16 protein-coding genes, 1 pseudogene and 1 riboswitch are annotated in these 22,355 nt (G+C 70.3%); of the genes and pseudogenes, 9 read left to right on the top strand and 8 right to left on the bottom strand.

From position 1 onward, the window contains the following. Positions 1-18 precede the first annotated feature (18 nt). The 3 genes and pseudogenes from Q2K21_RS20360 to Q2K21_RS20345 all read right to left on the bottom strand — a co-directional run. The gene (locus Q2K21_RS20360) at positions 19-3,789 is read right to left on the bottom strand and encodes a S8 family serine peptidase (RefSeq protein WP_310772931.1); all 3,771 of its coding nucleotides are present in this window, start codon (positions 3,787-3,789) and stop codon (positions 19-21) included. Between the two features lie 289 nt (positions 3,790-4,078). After that, positions 4,079-4,744, bottom strand: a complete 666-nt coding sequence (locus Q2K21_RS20355; protein WP_310772928.1) for an SDR family NAD(P)-dependent oxidoreductase — start codon at positions 4,742-4,744, stop codon at positions 4,079-4,081. Positions 4,745-4,890: 146 nt separating this feature from the next. After that, a pseudogene (locus tag Q2K21_RS20345) lies at positions 4,891-4,995 on the bottom strand (hypothetical protein); the annotation flags it as partial. A 236-nt stretch (positions 4,996-5,231) separates the two neighbouring features. Between Q2K21_RS20345 and Q2K21_RS20340 the strand changes: the two are divergent. Continuing rightward, a complete protein-coding gene (locus Q2K21_RS20340; protein WP_310772925.1) occupies positions 5,232-6,218 on the top strand; it encodes an aldo/keto reductase in 987 nt (328 codons plus the stop codon). A 60-nt stretch (positions 6,219-6,278) separates the two neighbouring features. Here Q2K21_RS20340 and Q2K21_RS20335 read toward each other — a convergent pair whose 3' ends face one another. Further along, the gene (locus Q2K21_RS20335; RefSeq protein WP_310772920.1) at positions 6,279-6,815 is read right to left on the bottom strand and encodes an NUDIX hydrolase family protein; all 537 of its coding nucleotides are present in this window, start codon (positions 6,813-6,815) and stop codon (positions 6,279-6,281) included. A 435-nt stretch (positions 6,816-7,250) separates the two neighbouring features. On the opposite strand from Q2K21_RS20335, the gene Q2K21_RS20330 reads away from it, so the two are divergent. Next, positions 7,251-8,417: a glycosyltransferase gene (locus tag Q2K21_RS20330; protein ID WP_310772917.1), complete on the top strand. Its 1,167-nt coding sequence runs from the start codon at positions 7,251-7,253 to the stop codon at positions 8,415-8,417. Between the two features lie 103 nt (positions 8,418-8,520). Here Q2K21_RS20330 and metX read toward each other — a convergent pair whose 3' ends face one another. The 3 genes from metX to Q2K21_RS20315 form a co-directional block, all read right to left on the bottom strand. Then, positions 8,521-9,663, bottom strand: coding sequence for a homoserine O-acetyltransferase MetX (gene metX / locus Q2K21_RS20325; RefSeq protein WP_310781134.1), 1,143 nt, complete (start codon positions 9,661-9,663; stop codon positions 8,521-8,523). Continuing rightward, entirely contained in the window at positions 9,660-11,021 is a 1,362-nt protein-coding gene (locus tag Q2K21_RS20320) for a bifunctional o-acetylhomoserine/o-acetylserine sulfhydrylase (RefSeq protein ID WP_310772914.1), read from the bottom strand. Before Q2K21_RS20320 ends, metX begins: the two co-directional genes overlap by 4 nt. Before the next feature lie 400 nt (positions 11,022-11,421). Continuing rightward, positions 11,422-11,931, bottom strand: a complete 510-nt coding sequence (locus Q2K21_RS20315; protein ID WP_310772912.1) for a MarR family winged helix-turn-helix transcriptional regulator — start codon at positions 11,929-11,931, stop codon at positions 11,422-11,424. Between the two features lie 420 nt (positions 11,932-12,351). Here Q2K21_RS20315 and Q2K21_RS20310 point away from each other — a divergent pair, with 420 nt between their 5' ends. From Q2K21_RS20310 to Q2K21_RS20285, 7 genes are all read left to right on the top strand, one after another. Then, complete coding sequence (locus Q2K21_RS20310) at positions 12,352-13,236, top strand: glutathione S-transferase C-terminal domain-containing protein (protein WP_310772910.1); 885 nt, start codon at positions 12,352-12,354, stop codon at positions 13,234-13,236. Between the two features lie 87 nt (positions 13,237-13,323). Then, a riboswitch (SAM riboswitch) is annotated at positions 13,324-13,433 on the top strand. A gap of 369 nt (positions 13,434-13,802) precedes the next feature. Then, on the top strand, positions 13,803-14,831 hold the full coding sequence (locus Q2K21_RS20305; RefSeq protein ID WP_310772908.1) for an amino acid ABC transporter permease: 1,029 nt from the start codon (positions 13,803-13,805) through the stop codon (positions 14,829-14,831). Next, on the top strand, positions 14,828-15,616 hold the full coding sequence (locus tag Q2K21_RS20300; protein WP_310772906.1) for an amino acid ABC transporter ATP-binding protein: 789 nt from the start codon (positions 14,828-14,830) through the stop codon (positions 15,614-15,616). Before Q2K21_RS20305 ends, Q2K21_RS20300 begins: the two co-directional genes overlap by 4 nt. Positions 15,617-15,750: 134 nt before the next feature. Further along, complete coding sequence (locus tag Q2K21_RS20295) at positions 15,751-16,770, top strand: ABC transporter substrate-binding protein (protein WP_310772904.1); 1,020 nt, start codon at positions 15,751-15,753, stop codon at positions 16,768-16,770. 157 nt (positions 16,771-16,927) lie between these two features. Beyond that, on the top strand, positions 16,928-17,059 hold the full coding sequence (locus Q2K21_RS35830; RefSeq protein WP_386275806.1) for a putative leader peptide: 132 nt from the start codon (positions 16,928-16,930) through the stop codon (positions 17,057-17,059). A 92-nt stretch (positions 17,060-17,151) separates the two neighbouring features. Next, on the top strand, positions 17,152-18,363 hold the full coding sequence (locus Q2K21_RS20290) for an LLM class flavin-dependent oxidoreductase (protein ID WP_310772902.1): 1,212 nt from the start codon (positions 17,152-17,154) through the stop codon (positions 18,361-18,363). Positions 18,364-18,381: 18 nt separating this feature from the next. Next, entirely contained in the window at positions 18,382-19,758 is a 1,377-nt protein-coding gene (locus tag Q2K21_RS20285; protein ID WP_310772900.1) for an NtaA/DmoA family FMN-dependent monooxygenase, read from the top strand. A 151-nt stretch (positions 19,759-19,909) separates the two neighbouring features. Here Q2K21_RS20285 and Q2K21_RS20280 read toward each other — a convergent pair whose 3' ends face one another. Continuing rightward, complete coding sequence (locus Q2K21_RS20280) at positions 19,910-22,129, bottom strand: NADP-dependent isocitrate dehydrogenase (RefSeq protein WP_310772898.1); 2,220 nt, start codon at positions 22,127-22,129, stop codon at positions 19,910-19,912. Positions 22,130-22,355: the final 226 nt, after the last annotated feature.

Raw genomic sequence — 22,355 nt, 5'->3', positions numbered from 1 at the left:
GCATTCTCTCGGTCCCGGCTATCCGTGCTGCAGATAGGCGCGCTTCACGGTCTGCCGTACGGTGTTGCCGGCGGCGTCCCGCGCCGTGACCCGCAGGGTCACATACGCGTCACCGTGCACCCGGGACGGCTTCTTGAGGACGGCCCGGAACGCGTTGTGGCCGCGATCGCTCACCCGGGCCCCGGTCCAGCTGCGGCCGTCGTCGTACGAGGCCTCGACCTGTACCCTCACACCGCGCGGCGTGGACAGACCGTCCTGGGCGCGGACCGTCAGGCCGATGGAGTGGGCCCGGCCTGCGCCGACGGCGTTGTGCGCGTCGACCGGTACGTCGTAGTCGAGCTGGAGCAGCGGCAGCGCGGTCGCCTTGGTGGTCGTCGTCGAACGGAACGTCCAGGACGTGTCCGTGGCGATCCCGTACTTCCAGACGTTCGAGACGCGAGACGTCGTCAGGTCGAGCCGGTAGTCGGCCGCGCCGGCGGGCACCTCGAAGTCGGTCCAGGCTCCGTCCGCCTCGGCGGCCTTCGTCCCGTTGCGGTACAGCACGGCGGATGCCGAGTCGCCCGGCTGAGCCGCGCTCAAGCCGCTGATACCACCGCCGCCGCCCGCGAGCAGCCGCGACCAGTGGCCTGCCGCGGAGTCGGTGAACTCGGGGATCCGCAGCTCCAGTACGTTGCCGTGGCGCACGGACGGGGTCGTGGTGCCGCGCGGGATCGACGGCCTCACGACGGCGCCCTGCCAGGTCTCGTTCGTGCGCTGACCCGCCCGGTAGGTACGCGGCGTGTCACGCATGCCGAGGGAGAGCGGCAAGTCGACGTCGTACGCCGTCGTGTGGTGCACCAGGTGCTGCCAGGTGGTGTCACCGGAGCTGACGTACTCGGTGCGCTCGAAGCCGGTCGGTACGGACCGGGTGTACTGCAACCAGGCGGTGTTCTGGTACGGACGCCAGCCGAAGCGCTGCTCGGCGGCCCACCCGTTGCCGCCGTTGTCCGCGTACTCGCTGCGGACGACCGCGCTGTTGCGCTCGGACACGGTGTACACGACCTGCTGCGGAATCCGCTGCGAGGAGACCTGCATGACGTCGTACAGGTAGGGGCTGCGCGGAGTGCCTGTGATCGTCACTGTCGTGGCGCCGCGGCCGATGCGTGCCAGCAGGTCGGCACCCGCGTGTGCGCCGATCCGTACCGTCGGTACGGCCCACCGGTCGCCGTCCGGATTCCAGCGCGTCCACGCGTTGTCGTCGAAGTGGACCAGCATGACGGCGCGGACGCCGGCCGCGGCCGCCCGCTCGATGAGATCCTCCTCGTACACGCCCGTGTCGTTGGTGAGGACCGCGAGCTTGCCACGGGCGCGGCCGAAGGCGGGTGCGGCGGCGTCACCCGCGTCGACGGCGGTCAGACGTGCGCCGCGATCGCCGAAGAGGGGCGAGGCGGGCATGTAGTAGGCGCCCAGATCCGCTCCGGTGCCCTGCACCGTCGCCTTGAGCTGCGGCGCGACGAGCTGCCAGCGTGAGGCGAACTCGAAGGTGCCCTCGGTGACGTTGGTGGTGGGGCTGATGTACAGCCGCTTGGCGATGTCGAAGTACATCGTGCCCGCGGTCAGGCTGTGCCCGTCGAGCTTCCGGTACGTCTGGTAGCTGAGAATGCCGCGCTGTTCGGCGGGCTTGGGCGTGCGGATCTGCACCGGGACCGTCTTACGGGCGTCCAGGGTGACGGTCATGTCCTTGGTGACCTTGACCTCCGGCAGGACGACTTGGCGCAGTTCCTGTCCGTCGCTCGCGTTGTCCACCGATCCGTAGTCCACCTGGTAGGTGCCCTCCTCGACTTCGGTGACGGCCTGGTTGGGGTCGGGGTAGCCCACGAAGCCGTCGGCACCCCAGATGGTCGGCAGCGCCTGGACGCGCTTGCCGTCCTTGTCGTACGTCTTGAGGGTGATCGTGCGCGTGGGGCTGTGCACGACCAGGCTCAGCGTGGTGTGCACCGATACCTTGCCGTCGGCGGACGCGGCCGTCACGTAGCCGTAGTACTTGCCCTTCTGGACGCGGGACGGATCGACCGTCAGCGGGACCTCGGCCGTGGCGCCCGCCGGGACGCTGACGGAGCCGACGCCGAGCCGCAGCGTGCCGTCGGCGGGTGCCCTTCCGCCCGACGTGGTCAGCTTGGCGGTGAGCGCGAGCGTGACGTCCGTGTCGGAGGTGTTCGTGTACCGCAGCTTGGTCGTACGGGGGCTTCCGGCTCCCGTCTGCAACGGTCCGAGGGTGACGGTGCCGGTCGCGGTGACCGGGCCGAGGGCCGCCCTGGCCACGTCGATACGGCCGCCGCCCTGCTCGGTGACCTCCTGACCGGCGATCGTACGGGCCGTGCTGATCAGCGCGTCCTTCAACTGCGCGCCGGTCCAGTCGGGATGGCGCTGGGCGAGCAGCGCGGCGGCTCCCGCCACGTGCGGGGTCGCCATCGACGTACCCGAGGCCGCCACGTAGTTGTCGTCCACCACGGTGCCCATCGCGGTCCCCGCCGCGCGGGCCGCCACGATACCGACACCGGGCGCCGTCACATCGGGCTTGACAGCATTGTCGCCGACTCGCGGGCCACGGCTGGAGAAGGAGGCGAGGCTGTCGTCCCGGTCCACCGCACCCACCGTGAGCGCGGCGTCCGCCGCGCCCGGGGAGCCGACGGTCCCCGGACCCTGCTCACCGGTGTTGCCCGCGGCCACGACGAACAGGGCGCCGGTGCGCTCGCTGAGTTCGTTCAGCGCCAGGCTCATCGGGTCCGTGCCGTCCGTGGCGCCGTCCGCCCCCAGGCTCATGTTGACGACCTTGGCGCCCTGGGCCGTCGCCCACTCCATGCCGGCGATCACCTGGGACTCGCTGCCGAAGCCGTCGTCCCCGAGGACCTTGCCGACCAGCAGCTGGGCGGCGGGGGCGACTCCCTTGCGGCTGCCGCCGGACGCTGCCCCGGTGCCGCCGACGGTGGCCGCGACGTGCGTGCCGTGACCGAACTTGTCCCCGGTACCGGAGCTGCCGGAGAAGTCCTTGGCCTCGGAGATCCGCCCGGCCAGGTCGGGGTGGGTCTGGTCGACCCCGGTGTCCAGCACCGCGACCTTGACGCCTTCGCCCCGGTAGCCGGCCTGCCACACGTCCGGCGCGCCGATCTGCGCGGTGCTGCGGTCCAGGGCCGCGTCCACCCGGCCGTCCAGCCAGACACGGGGTGTGCCGGACAGCTCCGTGGCGTTCATCTGTCCGTCGGCGGGCGTCAGTTCCTTCCAGAACCGGCCGAGGTCGTCCCCGGCCACCTGCAGGGACCGCGCGCCGATGCTGTCGAGTCTGCGGACGGGGGAGCCGTACTCGGCGAGAGCGGTGAGGTCCCGCACGGCGGACGCCGTCACTCCCTTGTCCTGCCCCACGATGAGCGGCAGCGCGTCCGTGTGGGCCTCGTCGTAGCGCTGGGCGACGAGCGCCGTCACATCGAACAGCTGACGGTCCAGCCGGCCGGCCGAGACCAGGTCGCCCGCGTCGGAGGGAAGGACCGTCAGATGCCCGTCCTGTTCGAAGGTGCGGAAGACGATGTGCTGTCGTCCCGCTCCGGGTCGAACCGAGGCGATCTGCCGTCCGTCCGTGCCCGTGGTGACGGTCACCCGGTCACCGGTGATCAGACGCACAGTGGCGCCCTGCGTCCGCGCGGGCGCGTCTGCCGCGGCCGCCGCGCTGCCGGTTCGGGCGGACACCGGCGCCACGGCACCGGCAGTCAGCGCCAGTCCCGCCGATATCGCCGCCACCAGGCGGATCCGTCTCATCAGTCCCGTGCCTTCCCTTGTACGCGGTGAGATGTTCATGCGCTGGAAAGAATCCGGTGGCGGCGAAGCGCATGTCACTCGATTCCGGTGGCACAGGTGGGACATGTCCCAAGGGCGACACGGGACCTGGAGGGTCTCGTGAAAACGACTGGTGGCGCGGCGAACGTTCCGTTGTCCGCCCGGTGGTCGGCAACGGGGACATGTCTCCCAGCGGGACGCCCCTGGCGGAAAGTCGGTGACTGGGCGTCAAGTGGAGCTGGAACGAGTCCCGTTACCGGGCAGGGTAGGCTCAGGAGTCGAGGTCGTCGGCGAAGTGCCGGAAACCGTGCCGGTCCTGGTGCAGATGCCACAGGGTGTCCGCGAGCACGGCGGGATCCTTCCTGGGGTGCCCTGGGACGATCGCTCCGGGAATGATCAGCTGTGCCACGTGAATGCCCTCGTCGGCGAGCGTCTCGTGCAGCAGTCGTCCGTAGGCGCTCTCGGCGGCGAAGGCGATCGAGGTGCCCGCGCGCTCGGGATGGGGCACCGCGGCGGAGCCGCCGTTGACGAAGAGGATGGTGCCGCGCCGCAGAGCGCGCATGCCGGGGAGCACCTGCCGTACGGCGGTGACGGGACCGTAGACCGAGAACTCGATCGGACCCGAGAGGTCCGCCGGCGTTGTCTCCAGAACCGGCCGCATGAACTCCCCGTGCGGGACCGGGCTGTACTGCAGGACCTCGATCGGGCCGAGCGTCGCGGTCGCCGCGTCGAGGGCCGTAGTGAGCGCCTTCGGGTCGCGCACGTCGGCGGCGAAACCTCGCGCGGTCACGCCCTCGCCGGACAGTTCGGTGGCGAGGGCGTCGAGCCGGTCCTGGTCGCGGGCGATGAGGGCGACGTCGTGGCCTTCCCGGCCGAACCGCCGCGCGACGGCGACACCGAGGCCGGGACCGGCTCCGACGATGGCGATGGTGGTCATGATCTCTCCGAGTTCTTGAACGCCTCATGGGGGCGCGCCACGCCGGGCAGGCCCTCGCCGTAATGGGCGCGGTCGAGGCCAGGACCCTGGTGCCGGACCGCGAGCCGCGCGGCAAGGAAATCACGGTCAACGCCGTGGCGCCCGGCCCCACCGCGACGCCCTGTTCCGCCACCGGCCACCGGACCGCGGTCCACGAGCGCGACGTCCAGGCCGGACCGGGCGCCGTACCGGGTGCAGGCCGCACCCACCATGCCGGCTCCGACGACCACGACATCGCAGGTCAGTCGCCGGCTCGCGTCAGTACCAAGTCACATGGCTCTCCTCAACGCACCCCCCAGGCCGCCTCGGCCTCGGAAAGCCGGCCAACTTTGACGGCCGAAGCGGTCGACCTCACGAGCCTCGACTGCGGCCCTTGACTTGAAGTGCCCTTCAAGTTGAAGACTCCGGTTCGAGCCCGTACCCGCGGGCCCGAACGGGAGGGACCGTCATGAAGTACCGCACGATCGGCACCGATCCGAAGACCCGGCGCGAGGTGAGCGTACTCGCGCTCGGCGCCATGCTGTTCGGCTCCCGGACGGACGAGAAAACCTCCTTCGCCGTGCTCGACCGCTATGTCGAGGCCGGTGGGAACTTCATCGACACGTCCGACAACTACGCCTTCTGGGTCGACGGAAGCCAGGGCGGACAGAGCGAGGAACTGCTCGGCCGGTGGCGCCGCAGCCGCGGCGTCGGCGACGAGATCGTCATCGCCACCAAGCTCGGCGCCCGCCCCCTGGCCCCCGGCACGAGCTACGTCGACAACCCGGAGGGCCTGTCGCCGAAGGTGATCCGCGAGTCGGCCGAGCGCAGCCGGGAGCGGCTCGGCGTGGACCGGCTCGACCTGCTGTACGCGCACATCGAGGACCGTACGGTTCCGCTGCGCGAGACCGTCGAGGGGTTCGCCGAGCTGGTGGCGGAGGGCACGGTCGGCGTGCTCGGCGTGAGCAACCACGCCGTCTGGCGGGTGGAACGCGCTCGCGCCCTTGCCGCATCGGCCGGACTGCCGGGCTACGAGGTGCTGCAGTACCAGCACAGCCATCTGCGCCCCCGCACCGACATACCCGGCGACCTCTTCCATGACGGCTCCCTCGGTACCACCACCGCCGAACTGCTGAGCTATCTGCGCGCCGAGCCCGCCCTGACCCTGGTCGCCTACTCACCCCTGTTGACCGGTGCGTACGTACGCCAGGACAAGCCCCTGCCCCCGGACTACGACCACCCGGGCACCCCGGCCCGGCTGGCGGTGCTGCGGGAGGTCGCGCGGGAGACGGGGGCGAGTGTCAACCAGGTGGTGCTGGCCTGGCAGATCGGCGGGGACCTGCCGGTGATCCCGCTGGCCGGGGCGTCGTCCGTGGCGCAGCTGGAGGAGAACCTGGCGGCGGTGGTACTGGAGCTCACGGAGGATCAGAGGGCGCGGTTGGACGCGGCGCACTGAGACACCCAGGAGGCGACGGAACCGGCGACCGGCTCCGTGCGCCTCCTGGGCCGTTTTACGTCAGGGCAGGCAACCGACGTGCGCAAGGGCCTGCTTGAGCAGGACGCCCTGCCCGCCCGGCATCTCGTTCTGGACCACGGCCGACGAGGCCTCCTGCGGGCTGAACCATTCGAGGTCGAGCGCGTCCTGGCGGGGGGCGCAGTCGCCGGACACGGGAACGATGTAGGCAAGGGACACCGCGTGCTGGCGGGGATCGTGGAACGGCGTGATCCCTTGGGTGGGGAAGTACTCGGCGATGGTGAAGGGCTGCAGGGAGGGCGGGACGCGGGGGAGCGCCACGGGACCGAGGTCCTTCTCCAGATGGCGTAGCAGTGCGTCGCGGACCCGTTCATGGTGCAGGACCCGCCCGGAGACGAGAGTGCGGCTGACGGTTCCGTCAGGTCCGATGCGCAACAGCAGCCCGATGCTGGTGACTTCACCGCTTTCGTCGACGCGCACAGGAACGGCTTCCACATACAGGATCGGCATGCGGGCACGCGCCAGCTCGAGATCGTCGGGACTCAGCCAGCCGGGCGAGGTTTCGGTCGTGTCAGGCATTTCCCGATCGTACGGTCAACACCCCGCGCTGTGTGCGTGTCACTCCAGGTCAGACGCAAGTCACACTCTTCAGGTCGATCGCGTGGGGCGCGATCGGGGCGGAGGATTACGGACAGGCGTCGAGCCGCCCCCGTGCGGAGGGGGCGGCTCGGGCGGTGTTCGGTTCCTTGCCTTCGGCCGGGCCCAGCTGTTGTCGGCCCTCGGCACGTCCGGACCGGAACGCGTCTATGGATCAACATGTTGGACCAACTGCCACCTTCGGATGGGGTGGTCATCGGTTGAAATGAAGATGTTTTGTATGGCATTGGGTTTCGCGCGGCCAATCGGGCAGCGTTGCGCTCCGGCCCCCGTGTGGGCGAAGGCGCCCGCATCAGAGCCATGCCACATTGGCGGCCTCCCCCCATCAGCACGTCATCCCCCGGGACCGGTGAGGCCGTGAAGAAGCAGACCATCTGCCTCTGCATGATCGTCAAGAACGAGGCGCGTGTGATCGAACGGTGTCTCGGCTCCGTACGCCACCTGATCGACACCTGGGTGATCTCCGACACCGGCTCGACGGACGGCACCCAGGAGCTGATCCGCAAGACGCTCGACGGCATCCCGGGCGAACTCCACGAGGAACCCTGGGTGAACTTCGGCCACAACCGGACGCAGAACATCCAGCACGCCCGCGGCAGGGCCGACTACTTGCTCACTATCGACGCCGACCACGTGTTGCGCCAGGAGGCCCCGCTCCCGCAGCTGACCGCGACCTCGTACATGCTGCGCTACGACACCCCGGGCACCCAGCACCGCTTCAAGCACCTCATGCGGGGAGACCTGGCGTGGCGCTACGAAGGCGTCACCCACGAGTACCCGTGCACCGACGCGCCCGACCACGAGGAGAAAATCGACGCGCTCGTCATCGAGGACCACGCCGACGGCGGGTGCCGCGGCGACAAGTTCGAGCGCGACGCGCGCCTGCTGCGGCGCGAACTCGAACGGGATCCCTCCAACACCCGGACGGTCTTCTACCTCGCCAACACCGTGCGCGATCTCGGCCGGGCGGAAGAGGCGATCGAGCTGTACGAGCGCCGCGCCGCGATGGGCGGCTGGGCGGAGGAGGTCTACTGCTCGCTGCTGGAGGCGGGCGTCCTGAAGGCCGAGGAGGCGGACGACTGGGCCGGGGCGATGGACACGTTCTCGCGTGCCTGGGAGTCACGTCCCCAGCGGCTGGAGGCCTGCTACGAACTCGCCTCGCGGCTGCGCCTGCAAGGGCGCTACCACACCGCGTACTCGATCCTCGGCACCGTGGTCGGCCGGCCGGAGCCGGACGACCTGCTCTTCACCAAGTCTTGGGTGTACCAATGGGGTCTGCTCTTCGAATACTCGATCGCGGCCTACTGGGTGGGCGAGTACGCCACCTCGCTCACGGCGTGCGACGTGCTCCTGGGCATGACCGATCTGCCCGAGCCCATTCGTCGCCAGACCGAGCTCAACCGGGAGTTCGCGGCCCAGCGCGCCCTCACGGTCCCCCAGCCGTTCTCCCCGACACGCCGGCCGAAGGCCTCCCGCGCCGGAAAGTCCGCCCGGGGCTCGAAGGTGGCCAGGCGCAAGCGCTAGACAGCACCTGGACGCCACCGGTGGCCACCGCGCCCGACAGCCGTCCGCAGGCCGCCGCCGACGGCTGTCAGACGCGGCGGGGTATGGCCTCAAGGGTCACCCCTCATTCGGTCAATTCCCCTACGAGGTCTGCGATTTGGTCCGTCTCAATGAGGAACCCGTCGTGTCCGTACGGCGACTCGACCACCCGTAGCCGGTCGGCGCCGGGGATCAGGGCGGCCAGTTCGGCCTGCTGGGCCGGCGGGTAGAGGCGGTCGGAGTCGACGCCGGCGACCAGTGTGCGGGCCGTCACCCGGCCCAGGGCGCCCCGGGTGCCGCCTCGGTCCCGGCCGAGGTCGTGCGCGTTCATGGCCTCGGCCAGCACGACGTAACTGCCCGCGTCGAAGCGGCGTACCAGCTTGGTCGCCTGGTGGTCGAGATAGGACTCCACCTGATAGCGGCCACCGTTCCAGGGGTCCTCCGCGCCCTGGGGTGTGCGGCCGAAGCGGAGCTGGAGTTCGGGCTCGCTGCGGTACGTGACATGGGCCAGGCGGCGGGCCAGGCCCAGTCCGGCGTGCGGGCCGCGGCCGGTGTCGTGGTAGTCGCCGCCGTGCCAGTGCGGATCGCTGCGGATGGCGTGCAGCTGGACGTTCGCCCAGGCGATCTGCTCGGCGGTGGCCGCCGCCGTGGTGGCCAGGAGCAGCAGCGCCTCCGTGCGGTCCGGATACGTCACCGCCCACTCCAGCGCCCGCATCCCGCCCATCGAGCCGCCGACGACCAGCGCCCAGTGGTCGATGCCCAGGCTGTCGGTCAACTCCTGCTCGGCTGCCACCTGGTCACGCTGCGTCAGGAACGGAAAGGCTCCGCCCCAGCGCCGGCCGTCGGGGCGATACGAGGCCGGGCCGGTGCTGCCCTGGCAGCCGCCCAGCACGTTGGGGGCCACGACGAACCACCGCTCCGTGTCCAGTGCCAGGCCCGGGCCCACCAACCCCGCCCACCAGCCCGGAGCCGGGTGGCCGGGGCCGGCGGGGCCGGTCACATGGCTGTCGCCCGTCAGCGCGTGCAGTACCAGTACGGCATTGGAGCGGTCCGGTGCGAGCTGCCCCCACGTCTCGAACGCCAGCCGTACGCCGGGCAGTTCGCCGCCCGCCTCCAACGGCAGCGGCTTCTCCAGCGCGTACCACTGACGGCGCCCGGGCGGGTCCCCCTCCTGCCAGGCACCGGTGGCCGGCGGGAGGGGGACCTCAGGGGCGGGTACGGCGCTCAGGACGCGCCCTTGGCCGCGCGGAAACCGGCCTCCAGGTCGGCCTTGAGGTCCGCGAGGTTCTCGATGCCGACCGACAGGCGCACCAGACCGGGCGAGGTGCCCGTGGCCGCCAGCTGCTCCTCGTCCAGCTGGCTGTGGGTGGTGGACGCCGGGTGGATGATCAGGCTGCGGACGTCACCGATGTTGGCGAGGTGGCTGAACAACTCGACCGCGTCCACGAACCGCTTGCCCGCCTCGACGCCGTCGCGCAACTCGAAGGACACCACGGCCCCCGCACCCCGCGGCAGGTACTTCCGCCCTGCCTCGTACCACCCGCTGGACCCGAGTCCCGGATAGTGGACAGCGGCGACCTCGTCGCGCTGCTCCAGCCACTCGGCGAGGGCCAGGGCGTTCGACGAGTGCCGTTCGATGCGCAGGCTGAGCGTCTCCACGCCCTGCAGCAGCAGGAACGCGGAGTGCGGCGAGAGAGCCGGGCCGAGGTCACGCAGCAACTGCACCCGCAGCTTGATCGCGAACGCGCCCGGACCGAGGGCCGGCCAGTACCGCAGACCGTGGTAGCTCGGGTCGGGCTCGGTGAAGTCGGGGAAACGGTCGGCGTACGCGCCGAAGTCGAAGGTGCCGCCGTCCACGACGACACCCGCGATGGTGGTGCCGTGCCCGCCCAGGAACTTGGTCGCCGAGTGGACGACGATGTCGGCGCCGTGCTCGATCGGCCGCAGCAGATAGGGAGTCGGGACCGTGTTGTCCACGATCAGCGGGACGCCCGCCTCGTGGGCGACGTCCGCGACCGCCCGTACGTCGAGCACGTTGCCGCGCGGATTGCCCAGCGTCTCCGCGAACAGCGCCTTGGTGTTCGGCCGGATCGCCGCCCGCCAGGCGTCGAAGTCGTCCGGGTCGTCGACGAAGGACACCTCGATGCCCAGCTTGGGCAGGGTGTGCCGGAAGAGGTTGTACGTGCCGCCGTACAGCGACGTGCTGGAGACGATGTGATCGCCGGAGCTCGCCAGGGTGAGGATCGCCAGCGTCTCCGCGGCCTGCCCGGAGGACAGCGCCACGGCCGCGACCCCGCCCTCCAGCGCGGCGATCCGCTGCTCGAAGACGTCCTGCGTGGGGTTGTGGATACGGGTGTAGATGTTGCCGGGTTCCGCGAGGGAGAACAGGTCGGCGGCGTGCTGGGTGTCCCGGAAGACGAAGGACGTGGTCTGGTAGATCGGCACCGCCCGTGCCCCGGTCGTCGGGTCCGGTGCGGCACCGGCGTGGATCTGCTTGGTCTCGAACGACCAGGCGGGGGTGTCGGGACCCGCGGAGCCCTCTTCGGGGGTGTGACCTGCGGTGACGGAGTCGATGGGCTGGCTCATGGTGCTCCCTCGTACGGAGTGCTGAGACATGCGGCGGAACGGCGGTGCGCGCGACCCGCGGAGTGCGGGCACGGCGGACGGACCGGAATGGGGGAAGGCGGGCGGACCGGAATGCGGGAAGGCGGGCGCGCCGTCACCCCGCGGCTGAACCGGGTCCGGGCGGGAGCGCGGGACGGTGTGCCGTGAGGGGGAGCGGGGTGATAGGACGCCGGAGCGGAGCGTCAGCTCGCGGCGGGACAACCCGTGGTGGTGACACGCACGTAGTCGACGTGGCGACGGGTCACGAGCACGGTCATGTGGCTCAGGTAACCACAAAAGGTCACCGCGCACCAGCGGTCCGTCACGGACTGCGTTCGCGTCGAGTCCGTCGTACGCCGCCGAGAGGACCCGGGGGACACGCCTACACGCCGGTGTCGGGCTCCAGGGTTTCCGCCATTTCCGGCAGCAGCCCGCGCAGCGTCTCGCACTGCTGGTGGTCGACCATGTCGATGACGGCCTCGGTGACGGTCCGCGCCAAGGCGGGCGACACCTCGCGCAGCAGCCGGCGTCCCTTGTCGGTGAGGGCGACCTCGATGCCGCGCTTGTCACCGCACACCGAGCGCCGGGTGATCAGGTCGGCGTGCTGCAGACAGGCGATCTGGTAGGTGAGGCGGGTCTTGGGGCGGCCCAGCAACTCGGCGATCCGCGTCATGCGCAGGGCCGCGCCGGGCTGCTCGGCCAGCAGGCACAGCACCAGGAACTCGTCGTGTGAGACCCCGAGTGCGTCCTTGACCTGCGAACGCAGTTGCTGCTCGATCGCCCCGGCGGCGGCCAGCAGCCGCATCCAGGCGCGCAGTTCGGCCGGCAGCAGCCCGTCCTCGTCCGTCCGGTCGGGTCCGGGCTGATCGGCGGGGGCGGGGGAGTCGGCCATGGTTCCCCAGTCTACTGGCCGTCCAGATTTGGATGACGGCTGCAGCAGATGTACGAGGTGAACCGCTTCCGATCTCACCTCTCGGACGCAGCGCTCTCATATTCCGGACCGCCCTCTTGACGAAGGCCGAAGGCGGATCGACACTCCACTTGGGATTTCCTAGTGAACAGGTAGGGAAGCATGGGGCGCCTGGAGCCGGTCATCGGCCGTGTGAACCGCACACGCCGGCAGTCCCTCCTTCTGACCTCCCGCCGTCACATCGATCTGCTGCGTGTCTGCAGCGCCGCCCGGCCGCTGCGCTGAACCGGCGGAGCCGGGCCCGCCCCACGTTCCCGTCCCCCGTCGTCCGGGCCGGGGCGCGCCGCCTGCCCGTGGGCCGCCACCCTCCGCACCTTCGCGTACCAGAACCCGGGGAGAGACATGTCCGCCCATGCCCTGACCGCACTGCCGTCCGCGCAGCCCGTCCCGGCCTTCCGGGGCAGGATCGGCTGCGACGCGCGCAGCGGCCACTACGCCGTACCGCGCCGTTACCGCCTCCATCTGTCCCTGTCCTGTCCGAGCTGTCTGCGGATAGCCATCGCGCACAGCCTGCTCGGCCTCGAAGACGTCTGCCCGGTGACGCCGCTGCCCGCGGTGCCCGACGGACCCGGCGGCGAGCACTCCGCGCTGCGCCCGCTGTACGAGGCGAGTGCCCACCGCTATGCCGGAGCCGCCGTGGCGCCGGTGCTCAGCGACGACTGGTCGGGCCGGATCGTGAGCACGCACGCCCCGGACATCGTGCGCGACCTGGCCCGGCACTTCGGCACGGGCCGGCCCGCGCTGTACCCGCAGGGGGCCGAAGCGGAGATCGAGGGCGTCCAGCGGCTGTGCGAGCAAGGCATCGACGCGGCCGCCCAGCGCGCCGGACGAGCCGACGCCGACGCCGAGGAGCGCGACGTCGCGCTCACCTCGCTGCTGACCACCCTGCGGTCGCTGGAGGGCCGGCTCGCCCGCCAGGAGTATCTGCTGGGCGACCGACTCACGGTCGCCGACGTGGAGTTGTGGGTCAGTCTGGTGCAACTCGACACCGTGCACCGCTGGCACCTGGACGCCGCCGCGGTGCACCGCCTCGCCGACCACCCGCACCTGTGGGCGTACGCCCGCCGGCTGGCCGCCCATCCCGCCTTCGGCGCGCACCTCGACCTCGACGGCATCGCGCGCCGTCACCACGCCAACTGTCGCGGGCTCGAAGCCGCGGGCGCGGCCGTCCAGATCCTGGACTGGGCCGCGCACATTCCCAACCGGACCGCGACCCAGCCCAGTTGACGGGCACGCGTCCGCCGGCGGCACGTATCACCTGATGGACGCACATTGACATGACTTCCCGGGCCTGTCTTACTTACGGCCCAGAACGGTCATGAGTGTCAGCGACAAGCCCTGGCTTGCTGACCGGCAACCCTCGCATCGCGGTGGGGTGCCCCAGGTGACGACCGGACCGGACGACGTTTCGGTAAGCGCGAGGCCCATGGGCCAGGACCAGCGATAGGTGACGGACATGTACGCAGCTCCCAGGACGGCCGCAGGCCGCCCGGAAGGCTGCGTACAGCCGTACGTGCAGCTGCTCGTCGCCAACCGTGCCGTCGATCTGCTCCGCGTCAACAGCGCACTGTGTACCGCACCGGGCTGTGCCCGCTGTCGGGGCTGACGACTCCCCGCAGCCTCCGCATCCCGACGAACACCGCCCGAACGGCGTGTCGTTGTCCGCCCAGCCCCCGGTCCCGTGCGTTCCCGTGAGCTCCCTCGTCCCGCAGAGCGGTCCCCGCCCTGCCGGCCCGTCGTAGCCGCTCACAGCCGCCGCGGCCCCGGGGTGTCCGACTCCGCTGGAGCCCGCCATGAGTGAACCCCCGGGGGCCGCCGTGTCCCTCGACGCCGCAGTGAAGATCGCAGACGCCCCCTCAAGCGAACGCAAGGCCCGAACATCTGACCCTGAGTCCGACAATGAGCGGCCGCTCACGGCCCAGCGGGTTCTGCCGCTGCGCCGACCCGGCCGCTGGATCGTCACCGTGGTCGTCCTGGTCTTCGTCGCCCAGATCATCCACGGTCTGACCACCAACCCCTTCTACCAGTGGGACCGCTTCCGCTACTGGTTCCTCCGTCCCGCCATCCTCGACGGTCTCGTCATCACCCTGGAGGTGGCCGCGCTCAGCGCGGTCCTGGGACTCCTCGGCGGCATCCTGCTCGCGCTCGGCAGGCTCTCCGGCAACCCGGTACTGCGAGCGGCCAGCTGGGTGTACATCTGGCTGTTCCGCTCCATACCGCTGATCGTCGTCCTGATCTTCCTCTACAACTTCAGCGCCCTCTACAAGACACTCAGCCTCGGCGTCCCCTTCGGACCCGCCTTCTTCACCTTTGACGAGTCCAAGCTCGCCACCGACATGGCCGTCGCCGTCGTCGGTCTCAGTCTCAACGAGGCGGCCTACGCCGCCGAGGTGGTCCGCGGGGGCGTCCTCTCCGTCGACCAGGGCCAGCACGAGGCGGCGGCCGCGCTCGGCCTGCCGAAGGGCTACCAGTTCACCCGGATCGTCTTCCCGCAGGCCCTGAGGTCCATCACCCCGAACTACGTCAACCAGCTGATCGGCCTCATCAAGGGCACGTCCCTGGTGTTCTACGTGTCGCTGCTCGACCTGTTCGGCTCGGTGCAGACGATGGGCAGCACCTACCCCGGCGACATCGTTCCGCTGCTGCTGGTCGCCACCGTCTGGTACCTGATCCTCACCAGCGCCGTGTCCGTCGTCCAGTTCTACGTCGAGCGGTACTTCGCCCGGGGCGCCACGCGCACCCTGCCGCCGACCCCCCTGCAGAAGGCGCGGACCGGCCTCGCCGAGCTGCGGGCCCGGCTGCGCAGGGAGGCCGCCGTATGACCACCGTCCAGACCCCCGAGACGACTCCCGCCGCTCTCGAAGTGCACGACGTGCACAAGTGGTACGGCGCCCACCGCGTCCTCGACGGCATCGACCTGACCGTGCGGCCCGGCGAGGTCACGGTCGTCATCGGCCCGTCCGGCTCCGGCAAGTCGACGCTGCTGCGGGTGATCAACCACCTGGAGAAGCCCGAGGTCGGCTATGTCAGCCTGGGCGGCGAGCTGATCGGCGTACGACGGCACGGCGAGAGACTGAAGGAGCTCAGCGAGCGGGCCATCCTGGCGCAGCGCAGCCGGATCGGCTTCGTCTTCCAGAACTTCAATCTCTTCCCGCACCTGACCATCCTCGACAACGTCGCCGCGGCACCCGTGGCCACCGGGAAGCTGACCAAGCCCGAGGCCCAGGAGCTGGCGCGCGAACTGCTCACCCGCGTCGGCCTCGGCGACAGGACCGGCGCCTACCCGCGGCAGCTGTCCGGCGGTCAGCAGCAGCGCGTGGCCATCGCCCGCGCCCTGGCCCTGCGCCCGGGGATCATCCTGTTCGACGAGCCGACATCGGCGCTCGACCCCGAACTCGTCGGCGAGGTCCTGGCCGTCATCAAGGACCTGGCGACCAGCGGCACCACCCTCGTCATCGTCACCCACGAGATCGGCTTCGCCCGCGAGGTCGCCGACCGGATCGTCTTCATCGACGGCGGAAAGATCGTCGAACAGGGCCCGCCCGCCCAGGTGCTGGACCACCCGCGGCACGAACGGACCCGCGACTTCCTCAGCAAGGTGCTCTGACCGGGCGTACCGGTCCGCACCACACCCCGAAGCACCTCACCCCGAAGCACCACACCCCGAACTGCCACCCCCTACGTGCCACCGTCACCCACCCTCACCCACCTTCACCGCCTCACTCAGTGACAAGGACAGCCATGCCTACCCAGTTCTCTCGACGCAGCCTGATTCGCGGCATCACCGCGGCGACCGCCGTCGCCACCCTCGCCACCGGGCTCGCCGCCTGCGGGGGCGAGAGCGACGCTGCCACCACGACCGACGCCGCGGGCACGGTGACGGTGGGCCGACTGTCCAACGGAGCCGCCAAGGAGACCGAGCTGAAGGTCTCCGAGGTGAAGTCGATCAGCGCCGAACTGCCCGACTCCGTCCGCAAGAGCGGCAAGCTGACGATCGCCGTCGGCGCCCTGCCCGACGGCTTCCCGCCGCTGGCGTTCGTCGGATCCGACCAGAAGACCCTCACGGGCGCCGAACCCGACTTCGGCCGCCTGGTCGCGGCGGTCCTCGGTCTGAAGCCGGAGGTCAAGAACTTCACCTGGGAGAACATGTTCGTCGGCATCGACAGCAGCAAGGTCGACATCGCCTTCTCCAACATCACCGACACAGAGGAGCGCAAGAAGAAGTACGACTTCGCCTCCTACCGCAAGGACAACGTCGGCTTCGAGGTGCTGAAGAAGAGCACCTGGAACTTCGACGGCGACTACGAGAACCTCGCCGGCAGGACCGTCGCGGTCGACAACGGCACCAACCAGGAGAAGATCCTTCTGGAGTGGCAGGCGAAGCTGAAGAAGGAGGGCAAGCAGCTCACCGTCAAGCACTTCGCCAGCAAGAACAGCACCTACCTGGCGCTGACCGGCGGGAAGATCGACGCGTACTTCGCCGCCAACCCCGGTGTCGCCTACCACATCACGCAGACCGCCACGTCGCCCAACCCGACGCGCAGCGCGGGCACGTTCTCCGGCGCCGGCGCCACACTCCAGGGCCTGATCGCGGCGACCACCAAGAAGGACAGCGGCATCGCCAAGCCGGTCGCCGACGCCATCAACCACCTGATCGAGAACGGGCAGTACGCCAAGTGGCTGGCCGCCTGGAACCTCTCCAACGAGGCCCTCGCCAAGTCCGAGGTCAACCCGCCCGGCCTGCCGCTCGACAACTCCTGATCACCGCCCCACCACCATCGACCGCACGTCGAAAGGACTCCGCCACCGTGGCATGCGAGACCGTCGTCCGCGGTGACGGAGCCCTCGATCAGATCCTCCGGATCCGCCACGCCAGGAACAGACGGCGCGGCCACGGCGTTATGACTCACGACGAGATGTGTGCGGCGCGGCGCGCCGAGCCCGAAGGACGGAGGTGACGGACGTGACCCGTGTACTCCACGCCGTCCGCCTCCACTCCAGGCCCCACATCGATCTGCTGCGTGTGGCCGGCGCGCTCTGTCGCCCGTGACCTGTCGTCCCTGACCTGTTGCCCCGCCGCCGTGCCCCCGTGCGCGTGAGGGCCGGCGACCTCGTACGGACATCCAGGAAGGCACCCCACTCGTGTCCTCAACTTCCCCTTCTCTTCTGCACCTTGCCGTCGCCCTGGACGGCACCGGTTGGCACCCGGCCTCCTGGCGCGAGCCGTCGGCCCGCCCCCGGGACCTTTTCACCGCCGGATACTGGGCCGACCTGGTCGCCGAGGCCGAGCGCGGTCTGATCGACTTCGTGACCTTCGAGGACGGCCTCGGCCCGCAGTCCGCGCACCTCCTCGACCCGGACGAGCGCACCGACCAGGTCCGCGGACGCCTCGACGCCGTCCTCATCGCCTCACGCATCGCCCCGCTGACACGGAACATAGGCCTCGTGCCGACCGTGGTCGCCACCCACACGGAGCCGTTCCACATCTCCAAGGCGATCGCCACCCTCGACTACGTGAGCGCCGGCCGGGCGGGCCTGCGCGTACAGATCACCGCGCGCCCGCACGAGGCCGCGCACTTCGGCCGCCGGACGATCCCCCGTATCGATGCCTATGACAGCCCCACCGCACAGGACCTGGTGACCGACCTCTTCGACGAGGCCGCCGACCACATCGAGGTGGTGCGCCGACTCTGGGACAGTTGGGAGGACGACGCGGAGATCCGGGACGTGGCCACCGGCCGCTTCATCGACCGGGACAAGCTGCACTACATCGACTTCGAGGGCAGGCACTTCAGTGTCAAGGGCCCCTCCATCACGCCGCGCCCGCCCCAGGGGCAGCCCCTCGTGACCGCTCTCGCCCACCAGACGGTGCCGTTCCGGCTCGTGGCCCGCTCCACCGACGTCGGATACGTCACCCCGCACGACAGCGACGAGGCCCGCGCGATCGTCGACGAGATTCGCACCGAACAGGCCGCCGCGGGCCGCGCGGAGGAGCCGCTGCACCTCTTCGGCGACCTGGTGGTCTTCCTCGACGACGACCCCGCCGAGGCCGCCGCCCGCCGCGAGCGCCTCGACGCCCTCGCCGGGTCCCCGTACACCAGCGACGCCAGGATCTTCACCGGCACGCCCACCCAACTCGCCGACCTGCTCCAGGAGTTGGCGTCGGCAGGGCTGACCGGCTTCCGGCTGCGCCCCGCCGTCGCCGCCCACGACCTGCCGCGGATCACCCGCGGCCTGGTCCCCGAACTCCAGCGCCGCGGCGCGTTCCGCACCGCGTACGAGGCCGACACCCTGCGCGGGCTGCTGGGACTGACCCGCCCCGCCAACCGCTACGCCGCCACTCCCGTCGCCTGAGCCGGAAGGACCCCGACCATGAGCAAGCCGCTCAAGCAGATCCATCTCGCGGCCCACTTCCCCGGCGTCAACAACACCACCGTGTGGAGCGACCCGAAGGCCGGCAGCCACATCGAGTTCAGCTCGTTCGCGCACTTCGCGCGGACCGCCGAACGCGCCAAGTTCGACTTCCTGTTCCTCGCCGAGGGCCTGCGCCTGCGCGAACAGGGCGGGCAGATCTACGACCTGGACGTCGTCGGACGCCCGGACACCTTCACCATCCTCGCCGCGCTCGCCGCCGTCACCGACCGCCTCGGCCTGACCGGCACCATCAACTCCACCTTCAACGAGCCCTACGAGGTGGCCCGCCAGTTCGCCAGCCTCGACCACCTCTCCGGCGGCCGTTCCGCCTGGAACGTCGTCACCTCCTGGGACGCCTTCACCGGGGAGAACTTCCGGCGCGGCGGCTTCCTGCCGCAGGAGGAGCGCTACTCGCGGGCCAAGGAGTTCCTGGCCACGGCGAACGAGCTGTTCGACTCCTGGCAGGGGGACGAGATCGTCGCCGACCCGGCCACCGGCACCTTCCTGCGGGACGCGAAGGCAGGTGCCTTCGTCCACCGGGGCAAGCACTTCGACATCCAGGGCCGGTTCAACGTCCCGCGCAGTCCCCAGGGCCGCCCGGTCATCTTCCAGGCGGGCGACTCCGAGGAGGGACGCGAGTTCGCCGCCTCCGGCGCGGACGCGATCTTCAGCCGGTACGCCACCCTGAAGGAGGGCCAGGCGTTCTACACGGACGTCAAGGCGCGCCTCGCCAAGTACGGCCGCCGCCCGGACCAGTTGCTGATCCTGCCGGCCGCGACCTTCGTCCTCGGCGACACGGACGCGGAGGCGGAGGAGCTGGCCCGCGAGGTGCGGCGCCAACAGGTCAGCGGCGCCACCGCGATCAAGCACCTGGAATTCGTCTGGAACCGTGACCTGTCCGCGTACGACCCCGACGGTCCGCTCCCCGACATCGATCCGGACCTCGGCGAGCACACCATCGCCCGGGGCCGCGCCCAGGTGCGGATGTACCGCGACCCGCTGGCCACCGCCCGTGAGTGGCGGGAGCTGGCGGCGGCCAACAAGTGGTCGATCCGGGATCTGGTCATCGAGACCGGCAACCGCCAGTCGTTCGTGGGCTCCCCGGCCACAGTCGCCAGGACCATCGACGCATTCGTCCAGGCGGACGCCTCCGACGGCTTCATCCTCGTTCCGCACATCACACCGGGCGGCCTCGACGTCTTCGCCGACACCGTGGTCCCTCTGCTCCAGGAACGTGGCGTGTTCCGCACCGAGTACGAGGGCACGACCCTGCGCGACCACCTGGGTCTGGACCATCCCGACGCCGAGGCGCCCAGGGAGCGGGCGGCTTCGTAGGAACCGTTCGTCGCCGACCAAGGCGAGTACTGAGCGCGGGTACAGGAGAGCGGGACAGGAGAGCGGGGACAGGAGATACACGACCGCCCCGGCCGGATCGGATCCGGCCGGGGCGGCTGTCACACGGATGCGGGTGATCCGCAGGCGCTGCTTACGCGAGCGACGCCAGCGCCTGGTTCCAGGTCGCCGACGGGCGCATGACCGCGGCGGCCTTGGCCGGGTCGGGCTGGTAGTAGCCGCCGATGTCGGCCGGCTTGCCCTGGACGGCGATCAGCTCGTCGACGATCGTCTGCTCGTTCGCGGCGAGCGACTCGGCGAGCGGCTGGAAGGCCTTGGCCAGCTCGGCGTCGTCGGCCTGCCGGGCCAGCTCCTGCGCCCAGTACAGGGACAGGTAGAAGTGGCTGCCGCGGTTGTCGATGCCGCCGACGCGACGGGTCGGGGACTTGTCCTCGTTGAGGAAGGTCGCCGTGGCGCGGTCGAGGGTGTCGGCGAGGACCTGGGCACGCTGGTTGCCGGTGGTCTTCGCGTACTGCTCGAAGGAGGGTACGAGCGCGAAGAACTCGCCCAGCGAGTCCCAGCGCAGGTAGTTCTCCTTCACCAGCTGCTGGACGTGCTTCGGCGCGGAGCCGCCGGCGCCCGTCTCGAACAGGCCGCCGCCCGCCATCAGCGGGACGACCGACAGCATCTTGGCGCTGGTGCCCAGCTCCAGGATCGGGAACAGGTCCGTCAGGTAGTCACGCAGCACGTTGCCGGTGACCGAGATGGTGTTCTCGCCGCGGCGGATGCGCTCCACGGACAGCTTGGTCGCCTCGACGGGGGACAGGACGCGGATGTCCAGGCCCTCGGTGTCGTGCTCCGACAGGTACTCGTTGACCTTGGCGATCAGGTTGGCGTCGTGGGCGCGGGTCTCGTCCAGCCAGAACACCGCCGGGTCGCCGGTGGCGCGGGCGCGGGTGACGGCCAGCTTCACCCAGTCCTTGATCGGGGCGTCCTTGGTCTGGCAGGCGCGGAAGATGTCGCCGGCGGAGACCGTCTGCTCCAGGACGACGTTGCCGGCCTGGTCGACCAGGCGGACCGTGCCGGTGACCGGGATCTCGAAGGTCTTGTCGTGGCTGCCGTACTCCTCGGCCTTCTGCGCCATCAGGCCGACGTTCGGGACGGAGCCCATGGTGGCCGGGTTGTAGGCGCCGTTGGCGCGGCAGTCGTCGATCACGGCCTGGTAGACGCCGGAGTAGCTGGAGTCCGGCAGGACCGCGAGGGTGTCGGCCTCCTGGCCGTCCGGGCCCCACATGTGGCCGGAGGTGCGGATCATGGCCGGCATGGAGGCGTCGACGATGACGTCGGAGGGGACGTGCAGGTTGGTGATGCCCTTGTCGGAGTCGACCATCGCCAGGGCCGGGCCCTCGGCCAGCTCGGCGTCGAAGGAGGCCTTGATCTCGGCGCCCTCGGGCAGGGACTCCAGGCCCTTGAAGATGCCACCCAGACCGTCGTTCGGGGTCAGACCGGCCGCGGCGAACGTCTCGCCGTACTTCGCGAACGTCTTCGGGAAGAAGGCGCGCACCACGTGACCGAAGACGATCGGGTCGGAGACCTTCATCATCGTCGCCTTCAGGTGCACGGAGAAGAGGACGCCCTCTTCCTTGGCGCGGGCGATCTGGGCGGTCAGGAACTCGCGCAGCGCGGCGACCCGCATGACCGAGGCGTCGACGACCTCGCCCTGAAGGACCGGTACGGACTCGCGCAGGACGGTGGTGGAACCGTCGTCGCCCTTCAGCTCGATACGGAGCGAACCGGCCTCGGAGATCACGGCGGACTTCTCGGTGGAACGGAAGTCGTCCACGCCCATGGTCGCCACGTTGGTCTTGGACTCGGAGGTCCAGGCGCCCATGCGGTGCGGGTGGGTCTTGGCGTAGTTCTTCACCGAGGCGGGGGCGCGGCGGTCGGAGTTGCCCTCGCGCAGGACCGGGTTCACGGCGGAGCCCTTGACCTTGTCGTAACGGGCGCGGATCTCCCGCTCCTCGTCCGTCTTCGGCTCGTCCGGGTAGTCCGGCAGCGCGTAGCCCTGGCCCTGAAGCTCGGCGACGGCGGCCTTCAGCTGCGGGACGGACGCCGAGATGTTCGGCAGCTTGATGATGTTGGCCTCGGGGGTCTTGGCCAGCTCACCCAGCTCCGCGAGGTGGTCGCCGATCCGCTGGTCCTCGGTCAGGTGCTCGGGGAAGAGCGCGAGGATGCGCCCGGCCAGCGAGATGTCACGGGTCTCCACAGTGACACCCGCCTGCGAGGCGTACGCCTGGACCACCGGCAGGAAGGAATACGTCGCCAGGGCCGGGGCCTCGTCAGTGTGCGTATAAATGATGGTCGAGTCAGTCACCGGGTGCTCCGCTCCACGTCTGCAACATTGCTCGACATCAAGATATCTCGTGATCGACCCAGGCTCGACAGGGGTCCGCATCCGCTGCGGGACGCGCCGTGCGTCCTGAGATGCAACCGAAGCGTCCGATCTTGTGGCCATGCAGGTGGACCGCCCACCGGAACGACGGCCGGCCCCGACCACCCCGCGGTCCGAACGTGAGTGAATCATGATAAATCGGACCAGA

The sequence above is a fragment of the Streptomyces sp. CGMCC 4.7035 genome, from assembly GCF_031583065.1.
GTDB classification, from domain to species: Bacteria; Actinomycetota; Actinomycetes; order Streptomycetales; family Streptomycetaceae; genus Streptomyces; species Streptomyces yaanensis.
Note: the sequence above shows the minus strand (reverse complement) of the source record. Positions and strands in the feature narration are given on the sequence as shown.